Genomic DNA, 17,419 nt, shown 5'->3' on the forward strand with positions numbered 1-17,419 from the left:
ACTTTTTTCTCTTTTTCCATTACTACAGATCCGTATTTCAGCGGCTTATTCTGCTGTCTTTCCTAAGTATTATATATCATGCAATTCCTCTCCATATAGTACATTTAGGCTTATACTGCCCGTTTTCATGGAGTGTCACCTATGCAATATAGTCTGGGAATAGATGCCGGCGGAACTTTTACAGATGCTGTCCTCATTCGTGATACGGATGGGGTGATAGTGCAGAAAACAAAGGTAATAACCACATATCCTGATCCATTGGACGGGATAAGCAGGGCCATCGATGAACTCGATAAGGAATATGTCCGCAATGTCAAACTGGTATCGGTTTCCACCACACTTTCCACCAATACTATTCTTGAGGACACCGGATTTCCTGTGGCTGCTATCCTCGTTGGGGATTATGCCATACCACAGGAAGGGTTCCCCACTCCTGACTATATAATGGTGAACGGCGGTCATACAAGCAATGGTGAAGAGGCTGCTCCCCTGGATGAGGAAAAAGTAAGGACGTTCGCTCTGGAGGTAAAGGACAAGGTAGCTGCCTTTGCGGTTTCTGCCTTCTTCAGCAATAGGAATTCGGACCACGAGCTAAGGGTAAAGAAGATAATTACAGAACTAACAGGGCTGCCTGTGGTATGTGGTCATGAACTGTCCCAGGAAGTAGGAGCATATGATCGTGCGATAACCGCATATCTAAATGCCCAGCTGCTCCCGATCACACACCAGTTCATACAGTCCATACTTAAAGATATTCGTGCAAGGGGGATCGATGCAAACCTGCTTATGCTTAAGTGTGACGGTTCTGTGGTAGGTATGGAAGAGGCGCTGGAACGTCCGATAGAATCTATCTTCTCGGGTCCTGCCGCAAGTCTTGTAGGTGCTTCATATCTTGCAAAACTGGACACTTGCGCCATGATAGACGTAGGGGGTACCAGTACCGATGTCGCCCTTATCAAGAACGGGGTGCCTGAACTCAGTGAACATGGTGCCATTGTAGGAGGCTGGAAGACCATGGTGAAAGCTGTCCGCATGGAAACCTCAGCTACTGGTGGTGACAGTCATGTATGGATCAGCGACCACAAATTCCATGTGGGGCCTCGCAGGGTCATTCCTCTCTGCCGTGCAGCACAGCAGTATCCGGGTTTCCTGAAGCAGCTGCAGGAGGGCAAGAGCCCGTCCAAGAAGATCCTTGATGAGAACGTGCAATCCACAAAATATTTTGTGCGCACAGGATTCAAACCTATAGGCCTTACAAAAAGCGAGGAAGAGATATATGATTATATCCTGCATACGCCTGTATCCTATGTTGATCTCTTCCAGAAAATGAAAAAACAGCCGAGCACCTATGCTATTGATAATCTCATAAAGAAGCGCCTGATACAGCCTATTGGTTTCACTCCGACGGATACGCTCCATGTACTTGGGGAACTACAGAAATGGGACACTGAAGCCTCTGTTGCAGGTGCAGAAAAGCTGGCAAAATTACTGCAGATAGATAAAGAAGAATTCTGCCGGCAAGTTAAAAGAAAGGTCGCAAGAAACATGGCGGCAGACCTGATAGCTTACCTCATAGAAGGTATACCGGCCGATATTGTGCAGCGTATCCTGTCAGGCGAGAATTTTACCCGTTTTAAGGTCGAAACTCCTGTTGTACTGCTGGGCGGACCGGTGTGGGCGTTCAAGGAAGAGATGGAAAAACTCATTGATGCACAGTTCATCGTACCTGAAAATGCAGAAGTGGGCAATGCGGCAGGTGCACTGGTAGGCAAAGGCATAAAAAGAGTGGAGATCCTTATAAAGAAACACTTTGCCCCCATTACAGGAGAAGGTGTCTCTAATGAGGAGCTCAAAGAGGCAAAAGAGGTTGTGGAATACTTCGTGTTCACTCCTGAAGGAAGAAAGGTCTTTGGTGACCATGTTGAAGCCATAGCATTCGCGACCAATATCGGCAAAAAGATAGTAATGGACTACATGATAGGCGCAGGTTATTGTAACAATGAAGTTGAAATCACTGTCACCAGGAAGGACATGGTGATAACCGAAGGGGAAATGCCCATGGAATCCAAGATCATAGTATTGGGTGTGGGAACTTCCCGTATAGTGATGGATAAGAACTGTATCCCCGACTATATGCGCAAAAAAGCATTCAGTTTCAGCAAAGCGCTTGATGGATCATATTCCGGAAGATGATCATCCGTCAAGTGTTTCTATTTTTGCTCCGATGGACTTCATTTCTTCAAAGAAATCCGGATAGGAAATGGATACTGATTCGGCAGTATCGATCGTAGTGTTCCCTGCAACCATTCCTGCCAGGGTCAATGCCATCACTATCCTGTGATCGTGCCATCCGTGCACAGCTGCACCTATGAGCTTGCCGCCAGTGATAGTAAGGCTATCCGGCTCCTCTTTGACCATGATACCCATCTTTGAAAGCTCCAATGCCATAGCATGCAGCCTGTCTGTTTCTTTGTAACGCACGTGCTTTGCATTATCTATAACCGTCACACCATCTGCAACAGCAGCAAGCACTGCCACGGTAGGTACAAGATCTGGTGTTGCTCCGGCATCGAACATGATCCCTTTAAGAGTTTTCCGTTTAACGGTAACAATACCCTTTTCCGTATCCCAGTGCACGTCTGCCCCCATTTGCCTGAGCACATTGATGATTTCGGAATCTCCCTGTTTCGAAGGGAAAAGATTATGGACACTGATGCATGGACCCAGCATCGCTGCGGCTGCAAGCAGATAGGAGGCTGAAGAGAAATCCCCGGGGACGGTGTATTCTTTAAGATCGTACTTCTGGTTTGCCGGAATAATTAATCTAATTCCATTGTTTTCATCTACCAATATCCTTACACCGGCTTCTGCTAACATTTCTATAGTGATATCCACATAAGGCCTGGATTTCATCTGTCCTTTCACGGAGAGGATCGTATCTTCCTCAGCAAGCGGGCATGCGATCAGTAATGCGGAAATGAACTGCGAACTCATGGAACCATCTATCTCGGCAGCAGAGCCTTTAAGTCCCCCTCTTACCACAATAGGGGCACAGCCGTTGTTCCTTGTGGAAAAAACTTCCACACCCATCTTGTTGAGCACATCCAGAAGTGGCTGATTCGGCCTGCCTCTTATTGAACTGTCGCCTGTAAGCACCGTCGCGCCATTTGCCAGTGAAGATATGGCGGTCATAAGGCGCAGAGTAGTACCGGAGTTCTTCACATCTATTACATCATCAGGTACGCCGGGTTTTCCTTTTATGCCTGTTATATGCAGGTCACCATTGATGAGTTCTATCTTAGCCCCTAATTTTTCACAGGCTGCTACAGTTGCCAGAGTATCTGCTGACAGCAAGGGTTTTCTGACGATACATTCACTGGAAAGGGCGCCTATGGCAATAGCCCGATGAGTATAGCTCTTTGATGTAGGTGCATACAACTCTCCCTGGACCTTTGAGACATCAACTGAAAACCTCATTTGTGTACAACCTCGTCTTGCAAAATTTCTGCTCATGGAAACTAACAACGTCCCAAGCGTTCCAATCGCAAGGGTAATACTGCACAATGCGAATTAAGGATTTCGTTAATACTTTGTTATATATCTATATGTTTCAAGTAAAATCTTGTATAAGCATGTCGATTTAAATAGATATTGCTATTGCGCAGACAACTTCTCCTTCAATACTTAAACAATTCCGGCCTTCCCGCAGAGGATTTCAAAATTGGATATATAAGAAAGGATATTAAAATTAATGAGAATGATACTTTTCCACTGGAAACAAAAATCGTCTTTATCTGTGTAGCAGATAAAGAAAAATGGGCGCTGTGAAAACGATCATGATCAGCGATCAACGAACTAAGCCTACTCGTTCTATCAATGTCTTGCAGTACATTTTAAAATACTGCATTTGAATATCTTTTGAATATCCTGTTTACAGGATCTATACCACTCCTTTTTAGAAAAAGTATAAATAAGATGTCCATGACCCTTTATAAAGGATTATAATACTAAATCTTGATGAACCAGCTTTTACATCCCATGCTAAGCTTGCCAAAGAGATGGTTCTGGATGCTCTGCCTGCGACCTATGAGAAGTGCCCAATGATCTCAATTCTTTGTACTAGTTGCATGCAGAACTGAAATAAGTTAATGAAACATACTTAAATATTTCATTTATGTTTGCCCGGAAACAATTATCCATTTATGTAAATTGAAGGGATCGAATAATGATTCGATTAAAAAGGATTTACGATCAACCCTCAGAGAAAGATGGCATAAGAATACTGGTCGATAGGCTTTGGCCTAGAGGTCTTAGCAAACAAACAGCAAAATTCGACATGTGGTTAAAAGAAGTAGCTCCCAGTGATGACCTGAGAAAATGGTATTCTCATGATCCGGACAAGTGGGAAGGATTCAAAGAACGTTATTTCAAACAGCTGCATGAAAAAAAAGAATATGTTTACCAGATCATAGAAAGAGCAGAAAATAATGATGTTACCCTTCTTTACTCGGCAAATGATGAGAATTTCAACAATGCAGTTGTCCTGAATGAGTATATTGAATATATAAGGAGCGATCAAGAATGATGGGTGTTGAGGATTTGAGACATGAGCATACTGAAATAACTCTAATGCTCGGTATTCTGGGAAAGATATGTGAATTGCTTGATTCTGGGGAGGAAGTCGACCCTGAACACCTAAAACAGTTACATGATTTCATGGTTGTTTTTGTAGACCAATGTCATCATTCAAAAGAAGAAGAATTGCTGTTCCCTACGCTGGAGAGTATAAACGGAGGCGAATCAAAAAAACTAATAGACGTGCTTATACAGGAGCATGAAGCAGGACGTAAATATGCGCATGCTATAGGTGAAGCTATTTCTGATAAGCAGAATATGGATCTCATGGACCGTTCAAAGATAACTAAAAATGGGAAGTATTATATCAAGCTCCTGGTGCAACACATTGATAAAGAAAACAATGTTCTTTTCACGATGGCCGAAAAAAAGCTTTCAGGAAAGCAGGATCAGGAATTATTTGAAAGGTTTGAGATCGTGGAAAAGGAAAAGATCGGAATGGGCAAACATGAAGAATTGCATGAAATGCTTCATCGGCTGGCTGGTATATATTTACAATAAAAATAATCAATATCAGTAAATAAACTCTGGCGGTAAATTAGTATATAATGATCCCTATTAACCTTATTGATGTCCAAAGGACCCATCTGTTACACTATAGGATATGGGGATCGTACTCTTGAAGAGTTCATATCCATGCTGCAGAACAACAAGATCACCCACCTTGTAGATATAAGGCGGTATCCGCATTCATGGATGGAGCATTTTGATAAGGAGCCATTACGGTCAATACTCCCAAAGAACGGGATCTCGTATGTGCACTGCACCGGTGTGGGTGGTATGCGGGAGAGTTCCTACAGCGAATACATGGGAACAGAAGAGTTCAATAACAGTTTTTCCAGGCTTATAGACTTCATAATGGAAGTGAACGGCATTGACGGAAATCCGGTGCTAATGTGTGCGGAAAAAAATCCAAAGGACTGCCACAGGCGTTATCTTGCGCAACATCTGGAACAGTTAGGAATAAAAGTTATACATCTGACCGAGCCCGGTCAGATAGACTTCTCTTCTTTCTCTTGATATTTACATAGCCCTAAGACGAGCTATCCTCTCTTCTGTGGCGGGATGTGTTCTGAACAGGTTGCTGAAACCGCCTCCCTTAAGAGGATTGACTATGAACATGTGTGCTGTGCTGTCTGAAGCCTGTACATCTCCCCTTCTCGGGCGGTAAAGAGCAGAACCATATTCCAGTTTCTCCAGGGCGTTTGCAAGAGCCCATGGTTTCTTACAGATCCTTGCTCCTTCCTCATCGGCAGCAAATTCCCGTGATCTGGAAATGGCAAGCTGTATAATGGTAGCTGCGAGTGGAGCCACTATGGCTAATGCAAGGAAACCCAGGATATTGTTGCCTCCTTCCTCGTCGCGGCCTCCGAATCCGCCGAATATGGCCGCCCACTGTGCCCAGGTGGCTATCATGGATATGACACCGGCAATGGTCGCTGCGATGGCACTGATCAGTGTGTCCCTGTTCTTCACATGGGCCATTTCATGAGCGAGCACGCCTTCCAGTTCCTCAGTTGTCAGAAGATCCAATATGCCTGTGGTGGCAGCAACAGCCGCATGCTTGGGATCCCGTCCCGTTGCAAAGGCATTAGGCATGGCTGTGTGGACGATATAGACCCTGGGCATAGGCATGTCTGCAAGGGTTGCAAGTTTCTTCACTATGCCATACAATTGCGGATGCTCAGAAGCAGTGACCTCTTGTGCCCTGTACATGCGCAATACTATCTTATCACTGTACCAGTAGGTGCCGAAGTTCATGATTATAGCGAATACGAACGCTATGATCATTCCCAAAGACCCACCTAAGTGATTTCCGACCATGACCAGTAAACCGGTCAAGGATGCCAATAACAAAGTTGTTTTCAGCATGTTTCCCATATTGTATTTACCTCAACAGACCTCATTGGATAAGTTCTCATAAGTTTTCATATCCTATATGTATGTTCATCTATAAAAAGATAGTTCTAGATACTAAATATAAAAATTAAACGGAGAAAAGAGGTGAAGCCATCAGATATCTTCGATAGTAATGTTCTCCTCTTTTTCCATCTCAAGAATAAGAGCTTCCAACTCTTTCATTTCCTGATCCATATCCTGTATCTCAGTGTCGGTTATACTTACATTGCCTTCTGCAAGTATTGCATCGGCAGCTGCAGTACCATTACCAGACGATATCGATGATGATGTCAGTTCAGAGGCATTATCCTTTTTATCTGCACATCCGGATATTGCAAGGGCACAGACAAACACGAACAGAACGCAAATAGTAGCATATTTCATCTTTCACTCCTCCTGTGAACTACCTTCTTCAGGATCACTCTCAAATTGGGAAGCCCAATGTTTGCTTTCTTCGCCAGTACCTGCTGTATATGTGCCTTCTCCTGAAAGTACAGCACTTCCAATCCCTTCGACCTTCAGATCAACTTCTGTACCCTTCACCATAATCGTAAGCCTGCTACCAGAAATGCTCACATTGGCTGTAAGGTCGGAATATACCAGTGCTCTCTTTTGCTCAGCTGCAAGGGAATTATCCAGTTCCAGGAAGATCTCAGAACCATTGCTGATCTTAATCTTTGCATCTCCGGCATGGTCTTTGATCACAAGCTGCGCATCATCTATTGTCATCTCTGCGGTTATGTCTCCTGAAAGTACAGCAGTACCATTGCCTTCGGCCAGAAGTGTGCCATCACCGTTGAGGGAAACTACTCCCTGCCTGTAAGTTTTAAGGATCTGGGATATCCTGGCGAGCACAGCATTTGCATCTTTGAGGTTCTCTGCTGAAGCGCTCCAATATTCACGTGATGTGTCATCACCATTCTGATATGCCTCTCTTGCACGTTCCCTGTTCTGCCGGGCTTGTTCTATGAGGCCATTGTATCCCTGGAGCAATTCCTCAAGTTCTGTAGTATCCTTACCCTGTTGCTGGAGTGTTTCTATCTCCTTAGAAAGACGTTCTGAAAGAGACACAGATCTATTCAGATATGTGCCTACCTTCTCATCTACAAATGTTGTCCTAGTCTTGTAGGCATCCTTTACTGCGTCTCTCCATATATCGCGTATATTCCTGGCAGACTTAGCAAGCTCCTTGGTTGTAGTGGAATTCTCAACATTGTCCTTTTCAGTATCAAGTTCAGAGATATACTCATCGATCTCAGCGATGATCACATCAGCATCTTCTCTCTGCGAGTCATCCACTTTCTCTTTCAGTTCCTCTAAATTGGATATTGTATAATTGATGGTTTCAAGCAAGTATTCCTTCCTGACATCAAATACCTCCTTTGAAGAAGCATTGATCTTGCCACTGTTCATGTTGGCATTTACTTGCTGTAGCTTTTTCTTTGCAGCAAAATAATCATCTCTGTTCTTCTGCCGTCTTTCAGTAGCACCTTTGTCATTCGGATCATCATTGCCACTTACAGATATACGGTTCTCTTCCCCTTCCTGGTTCTTTACTTCATTAACCTGGCCTCCCATCCCATTGTTGCCATTACCTCCTGAGGAGGCAGCAAAGGCACCAGTTGAGAAAACGCTCATCAACATCAGTACAATAGTAACGTAAGTAAATAATTTCATGACTTTCGTTTTTATCTCTCCTTGTACATTTATTTAATGGAAGTGGTTCCGCAGAAACCTATTATAAAATATAGGTTTCCACGAAGCCTAAGCAGTCATAACTTAGAAGTTATGATGTGCTCTTTTACCATCATATTTATAATCGTTAGGTGTGCAATCTCCTGCGTTTACGCACTTGCCATTATAAGGGCAAACTCCATCATTGAGACAGTTGCCATCACATATGCCATCCCCATCCCCATTATTCGCCATCTTTTCTCCATTTCCGCCTGCTTTTGCAGATACTGCTCCGATTGCCAGCATGCTCACGATCAGGAGTGCAACGGAAATATAAGCGATTGTTCTTATAGTTCTCATTTCCATTTCTCCTTTGTTCTTGATCAGATGTTTTTCGTCAATTGCCATGTTAGGATATTCAAATAAATACATACTTTACTTTATGGTTGTTTTTCTTTCATATGAAGAGTGATATAAGGGTTAATCTGCTTTATTTTACTTGAATAAACTTTATCAATGCTCAGATGACAGATGATGGAAAAGATTTACATATCTTGTCGGTTAATATAAAATTGTGCCTTCCAAAAAAACTAAAACCAGAGCATATCATTTGCTGGTACTTATATTCTTATGTTCGTTCTTCCTCCCCCTGACAGAGGCTGCGGAAGTTGCAACAGTCCATGGTGCAGTATACGATTGGGAGACCTTCAAGCTTCTGGAGAACACAATTGTTGAAGTGAACTCCACGCCTCCGCAGTCACAGGTAGCCAAATATGGTCTCTACTCCTTTGATCTGCCGATGGGCATATACATCCTCAAAGCAAGTTATTATGAGAAGGGTGAACTTGTTTCATACAGAGAAGAAACGCTCAATATTACAGATGAAGGAGACTATCTGCTGGATATGCTGCTTCTACCGGCTTATCCTGAAAGCAATTTGAATGATAGTGACCTTCCGGAGATCCCGGCACTGGTAGAAGAAGAAAATCTCCTTCAGGATAATAATAGCTCTAAAAGCACCATTTTCTTAATAGTGGCTGGCTCGTTGCTCATTGCAGGTGCCATTGTATTCTTGGTACTTAAAAAGAAACAAAGTTCTCAGAACGCCTATCTGGAAACCAGTTTATATGAAGCCGAATACTCAGGTTCGGAGAATACAACTGATGATGGTGTATCGCTGCCTCAGGACCTTCAACAGGTAGTTGCCCTAATAAAAGCTAATGGGGGAAGGATCACTCAAAGAGACCTTCGCAGCAAGTTAAGTTATTCAGAAGCCAAAGTGAGCCTTATGGTCTCTGATCTTGAGAACAGGGGCATCATCGAGAAATTTAAAAAGGGCAGAGGGAACGTTATAGTACTTAAACAGGAAGATCACCAAAATATATAATTGTGTTAAGTACCTATGCTTTCCATTATATATCATCATTTCAAAGAAAACGAGGCGGCACATGCGAGTTTCTATGGACATAGAATTACAGGATGCCCCAGGACAACTGGTGCATGCATTAAAACCAATATCTGAGTTCAAGGGTAACCTTGTCTCTGTGGTACATCATCATGAGAAAAGAACTCCTCGTGGCACTATTCCTGTACAAGTGGTATTCGAGACCGAGTCCTTGAGCATATCTCCCCTTATAAAGAAGTTGGAAGAGCTTGGTGTGGGAGTCATCCGGGTCAACGAAGAAAAATATCTCGAAAGAGGGACAGTTGTACTTATCGGTCATATAGTACACACGGACCTGGAAGATACTATCGATACAATTGATAAAACAGGATATGCAGAAGTAGTTGAACTTCACCTTTCTATGCCCAGTATAAACAAATCATCCTCTGCCTCTTTCAAGCTTGATGCAGTGGGAAAGAAAGAATTGAGGGATGCCATATCATTGCTCAGGTCAATTGCTAATAAGAAAGACCTTGTGTTGATAGAGCCCATTGAGAGCGAGATCCTGTGAGGTTGTAATATGAAGAGAATAAAGGCTTCTATCATTGGTTTTGGTTCTGTTGGTCAGGGAGTGGCAAGGGTATTGCTCCGTAAGAAAGAAGAACTCAGCTCCATGGGCCTTGACATCGCAGTTGTGGCTGTAGCAGATTCCAAGACAGCTGTAATTGATCAGCAAGGTGTGGACCTTGCCATGGTCCTTGAGCGCAAGGCCTCAGAAGGTATCGTAGGTGATGAACACATTACAGGCCATGATATTATCCGTGATATAGAACACGATCTGGTCATAGAGACGACTCCTACTAATATCGACACGGGTGGTGTGGGTTTGCAGAACATGCTTACTGCTTTCAATAAAAAGAGGCATGTTGTAACATCCAACAAAGGTCCTCTTGCCCTAAAATACAGGGAACTTGCGGCACTGGCAGAACGATCAGGTTGTGCCTTCAGGTTCGAGGCCACTGTAGGGGGTGCAATGCCCTTGATTAATCTTATAAAGGATACGCTGGCAGGTAACGATGTGATCAGCATAGAAGGTATATTCAATGGTACCTGCAACTATATACTTACCCGTATGATGGAAGAGCATGCAACCTATGAGCTGATGCTCGCAGAGGCACAGGAACTGGGTATAGCTGAAAAGGATCCTATCTATGATGTAGAAGGTATAGATGCAGCATGCAAGCTCGTGATCCTTGCAAATGCCATATTCGGAATGGACGCCACTTATAAAGATGTGCACGTCACAGGTATCTCTCGTATCACCCCCGAAGCTCTGATGCTTGCCGAAACAGACGGTTATGTTATAAAGCTCATTGGAGAGGTCAGTAAGAACAGGATACAAGTGGCTCCACGGCTCGTGCCTATCGGCCATCCGCTGGCGGTAGGAGGAACCCTGAATGTAGCCTCGCTGCAAACAGATCTTGCCGGGCCTGTCATAGTTGTTGGCAGAGGAGCCGGGTCCATCGAGACAGCAAGTGCCATTCTGAGCGATATCGTTTCCGTCTATAAGGATTAAGCAAGCTGATCGCAATGACAAGCTTCAGGGAGTTCTGCAGGATATGCAAGATCATAGAAGAGACAGCCGGATCTCTGGATATGACAGGACTTGTTTCGGAGCTGTTCTCTCTTGTGACCAGTGAAGAGTTGCCGATCGTAACCCATTTTGTTATGGGTGAGGTTTTCCCAGCATGGACCGACAAAGAAGTAGGCCTGGGTACAGGCATTCTTATAAATGCCCTTTCCAGATCATCAGGCTTGTCTATCAAGGAAATAGAGGATATAGTAAGGGAAACAGGAGACATCGGTAAAACTACAGTGAAAGCCCTGGGGAAAGTATCCAAGGGACAGGTTACATTCTCTTCTTTTTTAGACTCCCCTGCGGAACTGAGTATCATGGAGGTCTTTGAAAGATTCAGGGATATAGCCCATGCAACAGGCAAGGGGTCCCAGACATCCAAGATCAAGCATCTGCAATATCTTTTTAACTCGGCATCCGTTGAAGAGGTTAGCTATATCGCCAGGCTTGCCATAGAGGATATGAGGATAGGTGTGGGGGAAGGCATTGTCAGGGATGCCATCGCAAAGGCTTTTAACGTGCCTGTGGCCTCTGTCGAAAGAGGCTACATGCTCACAAACGACATGGGACTTGTGGCTGTCACTGCAAAAGAAGGAGGAAATGAAGCTCTTTTGAACCTGGGACTGCAGGTAGGCAGACCTATAAAGCTGATGCTTGCCCAGGTAACACCTGATATCGAAACTGCCATCAGGGAACTGGGCGTTGTTGCAGCAGAATGGAAATTCGATGGTGCAAGGGTGCAGATACATAAAAAAGGAGATACTGTTACCCTCTATTCCCGCCGTCTTGAGAACATCACTGGCTCACTTCCTGACATCGTATCTGCAGTTAAGACGGCCGTTAAGGCTGATTCTGCCATACTTGACGGTGAGGCGGTGGCCATTGACGAAGATGGAAGACCAAAACCTTTCCAGGAGATCCTCAAACGTTTCAGACGTAAATACGATGTGCAGAATAAGGTACGCCATATTCCGCTTACCCTTAACCTCTTTGATATCATGTACCTCAATGGTGATAGCCTGATAGAGCTTCCACTGCAAAAGCGTAGGGAGTTTCTGGTTTCCTCTATAGGGGACAGTGATCTTGTACACGTGGATAACCAGCTGATCACTTCAGACATCTCTCAGATAAACTGTATGTATGAACAGGCACTGCAGGCAGGCCATGAAGGGATCATGATAAAGAACCCCGGATCGCCATATTCACCAGGCAAGCGAGGAAAGAACTGGCTTAAAAAGAAGCCAGTTATGGAAACCCTGGACCTTGTGGTAATAGGAGCTGAATGGGGTTATGGCAGAAGGACAAGTTTCCTTGGTTCTTTCGCATTGGCCTGCCATGACCCTGAAACAGGCAGATTCCTGTCTGTAGGTAAAGTGGCTACAGGAATATCGGATGAGCAACTGGCCGAGCTCACAGAACTTTTCAGGGAGCATATAATTTCAGAATCAGGAACCAGCGTTGAGATCAGACCACACATACTCTTTGAAGTGGCTTTTGAAGAAATACAAAAGAGCACAAACTATGGATCCGGTTATGCATTGCGTTTTCCACGGCTTGTGCGTGTAAGGGATGATAAATCACTGGAAGAAGCCGACACACTGGAGCGTCTTGAGGACATGTACAGGACCCAGCGTAAATGAAACGTTTATAAGGTCAATTGTGTCTTTTTTGCTTCAAAAGGTATTATACCTATTAGACCATAACTCGCCACCATATGAAAAGTGAGTTGCTTGTAATTATATTGCTGATAGCTTTTCTGGCACTTTCAGGCTGTACGGATAAAGAGATAGTGCAGGATACTGACAGTAATGCATCTGCTGAAGATATAAAATATATAGAGATTTACATTGATGATTATGCCTTTCATCCTCAATCACTGACCATTTCCCGGGGAGATACAGTAAGGTGGACTAATAATGATTCAGTGGCATACATTGTTAAAAGCAGCGCATTCCAGTCTCCCACGCTGACCAAGGGCATGACCTTTACCTACACTTTCAATGAAAGAAGAACATACAATTACTATCTTGCTACACATCCGTATACAAAAAGCGGGATGATAGTGGTGGAATAAGACTATAACAGTACATCTTCAAGACCAGAAGAGAGCACTATCTCCACAGCTCTTTCGATTTCCTGTGCTCTAAGATGCCTGTTCATCTCAGGATACCTGTAAGCAAGATAATGAGGAGCATATTGGAACATGGGATTGAAACGGACATGAGGAATATTTTCTTTTACCCACTTTACTGCAGGTCGCGTACAGCAATCTACATGTTCCGGTAAGACCAGATGGCGCAGGAGTATCTCGGCATCTGAGTATGCACGGGTCAGATTATCAGTGACAACTTTGATATAATTGTTAACTTTCGAGTATTTTTCGGCACACTCGTCGTTACCGTATCTGAGGTCTGCAAGATACACGTCAACAACACCTTCAAGTAGTTCACCCACTTCCTTTGAATGATACATGTTAGAGTTCCAGATCACAGGCACATTAACTGACAAATTGCTGATGATCCTTAGTACCGCATGCGGATGTGGGGTAGGAGTGACGAAGTTCACATTCCTTGCTCCTTGCATGCGACGCTTTTCTATCAATTTCGCGAGTTCCACAGGATCAGCGATCTTACCTGTTTCCGGATGGGTAGCTATATCCCAGTTCTGGCAGTAGATACATGAAAAAACACAACCTGTAAAGAATATTGTGTGCGAAGGCACAAGTTCGGGCTCTTCTCCTGTATGCAGGAACTCAGATGCATATCCTGAAACAGCTCCTACCCTGCAGTGACCCTTTTGGTTCTCTTTCCTGTTAACACCACACCTGTGTTCGCAGAAGTGACAATTCTCGAGCATCTTTTGTACGATCACGATCTTCAGGTCAAGAAGAGAAGATCTTGGCATGCTGAGGTCTGGATCATATTCATCATTATCGATCGATGCCAGCAGTTTTCTATAATCCTGCATCTTTAATTGATGCATGGTCCACAGTTCCTCCAGAGAAGCTGCCTTTTCAAAAGATACCGGGACCAAACGGCATATACTGTACCTAGGAGGCAATTCATTCTTCTCTACTTGCTGATACCTGCGCAGGAAAACAGGTTCTTTCATATAGTTTCCTTGTGCGGGAAGAATTGAATAACTTGTGGTCCTATATGATGTGAAACTCAGGTGGAGAGAACATTCGATGGTAGAAACCGACCATGTTGCACAGAGGCTCGATCCCAAGCTTTACATTCTTTCCGTTTCCAAGTTCTTCAAAGACCTCGGTACGGGTATACTCGCTTTTCTAATACCTCTTTATATAGTACAGACCCACAGTGTCTTTGTTCCTGAGATCCCCGATGTTGTAAAAGCAGGCATTGTCACCACGGTCTTTGGTCTTTTCAATGCATTTTCCCAGCCTATTTCAGGCAGGTTGTCAGACCGGCTGGATAAAAGGAAGCCTTTTGTCATATTCGGACTTGCTGGCTTCATAGCGGCTTCAGTGCTTTATTCTTATGTTTATGTTTTTGAACACGTAGTGCTTCTGAGAGCTATACAGGGTATAACGGTAGGTGCAGCAGTACCAGCTATTATAGCAATGGTGACCCATTTCTCTACTTCCAGTACCAGAGGCAGAGCCATCGGCATATATTCAAGCATGAGGGGATTTGGTTATGGCATAGGTGCAATGGTCGGTGGCATAGTAGCTACATATTATGGGTTTACCGCAGGGTTTTATTTATGCGCTTTTCTGGGGTTGATAAGTTTGCTGCTTGTGCAGTTCTTTGTTGGCGAGACACACGACAGGCATGAAAAACAAATAACATATCTGAACAATAGTGGATCATTACAATTTCATGCTCTCGCCTTTGCAATGTTCATAATGATGGTCGGGATTATGATCATATTCGCTTTTCTTCCTGAATACGAGGTCCGCCTGCAATCCTCGCAACTTTCTCTAAGTATCGCAGTGTCCGCATATGTCATATCCAGAGTGACACTGCAAACCCCCATGGGTATGCTATCGGACAGGTACGGGCGTAAAAGGCTGATATTATACGGTTTACTGCTTAATATACCGGTAGTGCTTGGATTGGGTTATGTCACCAGAGTGGAGGAGCTCATTGTGCTGCGTGCCTTGCAGGGACTTTGCATGGCCTCGGTGGAAACTCCGGTCATGGCGCTTGCAGTGGATCTTGCAGGTGGTGCGTCGGTGAGTGCACGGGTGAGCTCCATTACCAGCGCACAGGCAGCAGGTACAGCTTTTGGACCCTTGATAGGAGGTCTTCTGGGAGGCTATGTATCTTTTGCAATGCCTTTCTATGTTTGTGCGGCTATGATGGCCGTTTCACTGTTAATAGTTATACACATGGTTACAGAACCTCAGCTCGCACGCAATATCGATCGAGATCCTCGAAGGTCATGATGAATGTTGTCCCTGCACATCTGTCGATCTCCAATTTTCCTTTCAGTTGCTCTATCAGAGTAGTGACCAGCTGCATCCCCAGAGAACCGGTGCTGAATATATCCACGTTTTCAGGAATTCCATTCCCATTGTCGCTGATAGTAAGCACGAGTGAACTGCCCCGGCCCTTAAGGGACAAACTGACCAGACCTTCCTTACCTGGGTCAAAAGCATATTTCAGAGAATTTGTAATAAGTTCGTTTACTATAAGGCCCAGTGGTATGATCTTATCTATGTCCAGATATATCTCGTCGACATCGATCTCAAGGTTTACCTTTTCTGTACCTATTCTGTAAGAGTACAGCAGGTAGTTCGCCAGGTTTCTTATATAATCGGCAGCATCTATATTCTTCAGGTTCTTTGACATATAGAGTCTTTCATGGGCTATGGCCATGGAACGTATCCTGTTCTGGCTTTCTGCAAAGGCCAGTCTGACATCCCTGTCCTGAAATTTTCTTGATTGCAGGCTTAGGAGGCTTGCGATCACCTGTAGGTTGTTCTTGACCCTGTGATGTATCTCCTTAAGCAGCACTTCCTTCTTATAGGCTTCTTCTGCCATTTTTCTTTCGCTTATATCCCTTGCAACGGTCAGAACTGCTTTTTTATCCTTATAATCTATTATCCTGCTGCTTATTTCCACGGGAATGCTCTTTCCGGTACTGTCCACATAGATAGTTTCGTATATTGTTTTTCCTTTCCTTTTGAGTTCCTGTAACCTTTCAGGCAACAATGCAGCATATTCCGAAGCATTGAAATCCCGGGGGGACATGCCCAGCAATTCGACCCTGCTATATCCCAGCATCTCAGAAGCAATATTATTGACCTCCTTGATCCTGTTTCCCATATCGTCACAGATGTAGATGGCATCATTAGCGTTCATGAAGAGTGTCTTGAACTTCTCTTCACTTTCCATAAGTGCCCTTTCAGCTTCTTTTATATGAGAGATGTCAAGGAAGCTTTCCACTATACGCTGCCTGCCATCCAGTTCAATATAAACTGCATTTTTGAGAATGGGACGTTTTTCATCTTTTGCTGTAATGAGAACCCTTTCAGAAGAATCTATTACCTGTTTCAGATTTGTAAGGGGACATTTACCTTTCTCTGCAACACACATGAATTCGTGACAGATCTTACCTATGATCTCTGCTTTCTCTCTTCCAATAAGCTGGACAGCCACTGGATTAGCATCAACTACAGTGTGGGATTCGGCATCAATTATCATTACACCGGCCTGGACAGCTTCCAGTATGGTCTCCAGTCTTTTTTGGCTTTTCCTGATCTCAGATTCTATTTGCTGTTTTAGGATCGCAGCGCCTATGGTATCGGCGGCTATCCGGAGAGCGTCCATTTCCACCAGTGACCATTCCCTCTCACGTTCACAATCGTCAAAACCAATGAACCCCCACCATTCCTTGCCAACATATATTGGCACGGCGGCAAGAGAAATGATCCCCTGGTCTCCCAGTGACCCTCGCTCCTCATCAGGAAAATCTTTTATAAGGCCCGCTATATGATGCCCTCTTTTCATTATTTTCTCCCAGCGGGGTGCCATGGAATGGTAGGGCAACTTCTGTAAAAACGGATTGTCTATCTGAGGGGCAATACCTCTGGCAACCCATTCGTATTTGTGTGACATTAGAAGAGTACTGTCATCTCCGGTCTCGTTCTGAAAAATATATACCCTGCTGACATTAGTAGCCCTCCCGAGTTGTTCCAGTATTTCCTTGAAATCCTCTGAAGA

Annotated in this window: 17 protein-coding genes; 10 read left to right on the plus strand and 7 right to left on the minus strand. The window is 44.1% G+C overall.

Features of this window, described 5'->3' with window-relative positions:
* The first annotated feature begins 141 nt into the window (after positions 1-141).
* Complete coding sequence (locus tag A4E24_RS01125; RefSeq protein ID WP_292350956.1) at positions 142-2,193, plus strand: hydantoinase/oxoprolinase family protein; 2,052 nt, start codon at positions 142-144, stop codon at positions 2,191-2,193.
* Here the strand turns inward: A4E24_RS01125 and aroA are convergent, their stop codons facing one another.
* The gene (aroA, locus tag A4E24_RS01130) at positions 2,194-3,477 is read right to left on the minus strand and encodes a 3-phosphoshikimate 1-carboxyvinyltransferase (protein WP_292350957.1); all 1,284 of its coding nucleotides are present in this window, start codon (positions 3,475-3,477) and stop codon (positions 2,194-2,196) included. It abuts the gene before it with no gap.
* Positions 3,478-4,225: 748 nt separating this feature from the next.
* Here aroA and A4E24_RS01135 point away from each other — a divergent pair.
* The 3 genes from A4E24_RS01135 to A4E24_RS01145 all read left to right on the plus strand — a co-directional run bounded on the left by A4E24_RS01135 (position 4,226) and on the right by A4E24_RS01145 (position 5,655).
* The gene (locus tag A4E24_RS01135) at positions 4,226-4,585 is read left to right on the plus strand and encodes a DUF488 domain-containing protein (protein WP_292350958.1); all 360 of its coding nucleotides are present in this window, start codon (positions 4,226-4,228) and stop codon (positions 4,583-4,585) included.
* Positions 4,582-5,136 (plus strand): hemerythrin domain-containing protein, encoded by a 555-nt coding sequence (locus A4E24_RS01140; protein ID WP_292350959.1) that lies wholly within the window; start codon positions 4,582-4,584, stop codon positions 5,134-5,136. The genes A4E24_RS01135 and A4E24_RS01140 overlap by 4 nt, the downstream gene beginning before the upstream one ends.
* A gap of 69 nt (positions 5,137-5,205) precedes the next feature.
* Entirely contained in the window at positions 5,206-5,655 is a 450-nt protein-coding gene (locus A4E24_RS01145) for a DUF488 family protein (RefSeq protein WP_292350960.1), read from the plus strand.
* A 3-nt stretch (positions 5,656-5,658) separates the two neighbouring features.
* On the opposite strand, the gene htpX is transcribed toward A4E24_RS01145, so the two are convergent.
* The 4 genes from htpX to A4E24_RS01165 form a co-directional block, all read right to left on the minus strand.
* Positions 5,659-6,516 carry a zinc metalloprotease HtpX gene (gene htpX / locus A4E24_RS01150; RefSeq protein ID WP_292350961.1) on the minus strand — a complete coding sequence of 286 codons (858 nt, stop codon included), beginning with the start codon at positions 6,514-6,516 and terminating at the stop codon, positions 5,659-5,661.
* 132 nt (positions 6,517-6,648) lie between these two features.
* Positions 6,649-6,918 (minus strand): hypothetical protein, encoded by a 270-nt coding sequence (locus A4E24_RS01155; protein ID WP_292350963.1) that lies wholly within the window; start codon positions 6,916-6,918, stop codon positions 6,649-6,651.
* A gap of 3 nt (positions 6,919-6,921) precedes the next feature.
* Positions 6,922-8,211, minus strand: a complete 1,290-nt coding sequence (locus A4E24_RS01160) for a hypothetical protein (protein WP_292350964.1) — start codon at positions 8,209-8,211, stop codon at positions 6,922-6,924.
* A gap of 102 nt (positions 8,212-8,313) precedes the next feature.
* The gene (locus tag A4E24_RS01165) at positions 8,314-8,616 is read right to left on the minus strand and encodes a hypothetical protein (protein ID WP_292350966.1); all 303 of its coding nucleotides are present in this window, start codon (positions 8,614-8,616) and stop codon (positions 8,314-8,316) included.
* Positions 8,617-8,782: 166 nt separating this feature from the next.
* Here A4E24_RS01165 and A4E24_RS01170 point away from each other — a divergent pair, with 166 nt between their 5' ends.
* From A4E24_RS01170 to A4E24_RS01190, 5 genes are all read left to right on the plus strand, one after another.
* The gene (locus A4E24_RS01170; RefSeq protein WP_292350968.1) at positions 8,783-9,595 is read left to right on the plus strand and encodes a hypothetical protein; all 813 of its coding nucleotides are present in this window, start codon (positions 8,783-8,785) and stop codon (positions 9,593-9,595) included.
* Between the two features lie 61 nt (positions 9,596-9,656).
* Complete coding sequence (locus tag A4E24_RS01175) at positions 9,657-10,163, plus strand: amino acid-binding protein (RefSeq protein ID WP_292350970.1); 507 nt, start codon at positions 9,657-9,659, stop codon at positions 10,161-10,163.
* A gap of 9 nt (positions 10,164-10,172) precedes the next feature.
* Positions 10,173-11,168, plus strand: a complete 996-nt coding sequence (locus A4E24_RS01180; protein WP_292350971.1) for a homoserine dehydrogenase — start codon at positions 10,173-10,175, stop codon at positions 11,166-11,168.
* A 14-nt stretch (positions 11,169-11,182) separates the two neighbouring features.
* Positions 11,183-12,868, plus strand: a complete 1,686-nt coding sequence (locus A4E24_RS01185; RefSeq protein WP_292350973.1) for an ATP-dependent DNA ligase — start codon at positions 11,183-11,185, stop codon at positions 12,866-12,868.
* 74 nt (positions 12,869-12,942) lie between these two features.
* Positions 12,943-13,302 (plus strand): cupredoxin domain-containing protein, encoded by a 360-nt coding sequence (locus tag A4E24_RS01190; protein ID WP_292350975.1) that lies wholly within the window; start codon positions 12,943-12,945, stop codon positions 13,300-13,302.
* 2 nt (positions 13,303-13,304) lie between these two features.
* On the opposite strand, the gene A4E24_RS01195 is transcribed toward A4E24_RS01190, so the two are convergent.
* Positions 13,305-14,339 carry a radical SAM protein gene (locus A4E24_RS01195; protein WP_292350976.1) on the minus strand — a complete coding sequence of 345 codons (1,035 nt, stop codon included), beginning with the start codon at positions 14,337-14,339 and terminating at the stop codon, positions 13,305-13,307.
* Between the two features lie 76 nt (positions 14,340-14,415).
* Here A4E24_RS01195 and A4E24_RS01200 point away from each other — a divergent pair, with 76 nt between their 5' ends.
* The gene (locus tag A4E24_RS01200; protein ID WP_292350977.1) at positions 14,416-15,639 is read left to right on the plus strand and encodes an MFS transporter; all 1,224 of its coding nucleotides are present in this window, start codon (positions 14,416-14,418) and stop codon (positions 15,637-15,639) included.
* Here A4E24_RS01200 and A4E24_RS01205 read toward each other — a convergent pair.
* The coding region (locus A4E24_RS01205) for a PAS domain S-box protein (protein WP_292350979.1) at positions 15,587-17,419 on the minus strand (1,833 nt) is incomplete at its 5' end. The genes A4E24_RS01200 and A4E24_RS01205 overlap by 53 nt on opposite strands.

This window comes from Methanomethylovorans sp. PtaU1.Bin093 (assembly GCF_002067275.1).
In the GTDB taxonomy this organism is placed as follows: Archaea; Halobacteriota; Methanosarcinia; order Methanosarcinales; family Methanosarcinaceae; genus Methanomethylovorans.

Excerpts from the sequence above, each read along its gene's own strand:
- A4E24_RS01200 (WP_292350977.1), top strand. The coding sequence starts at position 14,416 with ATGGTAGAAACCGACCATGTTGCACAGAGGCTCGATCCCAAGCTTTAC.
- A4E24_RS01145 (WP_292350960.1), top strand. The coding sequence starts at position 5,206 with ATGTCCAAAGGACCCATCTGTTACACTATAGGATATGGGGATCGTACT.
- A4E24_RS01180 (WP_292350971.1), top strand. The coding sequence starts at position 10,173 with ATGAAGAGAATAAAGGCTTCTATCATTGGTTTTGGTTCTGTTGGTCAG.
- A4E24_RS01135 (WP_292350958.1), top strand. The coding sequence starts at position 4,226 with ATGATTCGATTAAAAAGGATTTACGATCAACCCTCAGAGAAAGATGGC.
- aroA (WP_292350957.1), bottom strand. The coding sequence starts at position 3,477 with ATGAGGTTTTCAGTTGATGTCTCAAAGGTCCAGGGAGAGTTGTATGCA.
- A4E24_RS01195 (WP_292350976.1), bottom strand. The coding sequence starts at position 14,339 with ATGAAAGAACCTGTTTTCCTGCGCAGGTATCAGCAAGTAGAGAAGAAT.
- A4E24_RS01175 (WP_292350970.1), top strand. The coding sequence starts at position 9,657 with ATGCGAGTTTCTATGGACATAGAATTACAGGATGCCCCAGGACAACTG.
- A4E24_RS01155 (WP_292350963.1), bottom strand. The coding sequence starts at position 6,918 with ATGAAATATGCTACTATTTGCGTTCTGTTCGTGTTTGTCTGTGCCCTT.
- htpX (WP_292350961.1), bottom strand. The coding sequence starts at position 6,516 with ATGGGAAACATGCTGAAAACAACTTTGTTATTGGCATCCTTGACCGGT.
- A4E24_RS01190 (WP_292350975.1), top strand. The coding sequence starts at position 12,943 with ATGAAAAGTGAGTTGCTTGTAATTATATTGCTGATAGCTTTTCTGGCA.
- A4E24_RS01165 (WP_292350966.1), bottom strand. The coding sequence starts at position 8,616 with ATGGCAATTGACGAAAAACATCTGATCAAGAACAAAGGAGAAATGGAA.
- A4E24_RS01185 (WP_292350973.1), top strand. The coding sequence starts at position 11,183 with ATGACAAGCTTCAGGGAGTTCTGCAGGATATGCAAGATCATAGAAGAG.
- A4E24_RS01160 (WP_292350964.1), bottom strand. The coding sequence starts at position 8,211 with ATGAAATTATTTACTTACGTTACTATTGTACTGATGTTGATGAGCGTT.
- A4E24_RS01125 (WP_292350956.1), top strand. The coding sequence starts at position 142 with ATGCAATATAGTCTGGGAATAGATGCCGGCGGAACTTTTACAGATGCT.
- A4E24_RS01140 (WP_292350959.1), top strand. The coding sequence starts at position 4,582 with ATGATGGGTGTTGAGGATTTGAGACATGAGCATACTGAAATAACTCTA.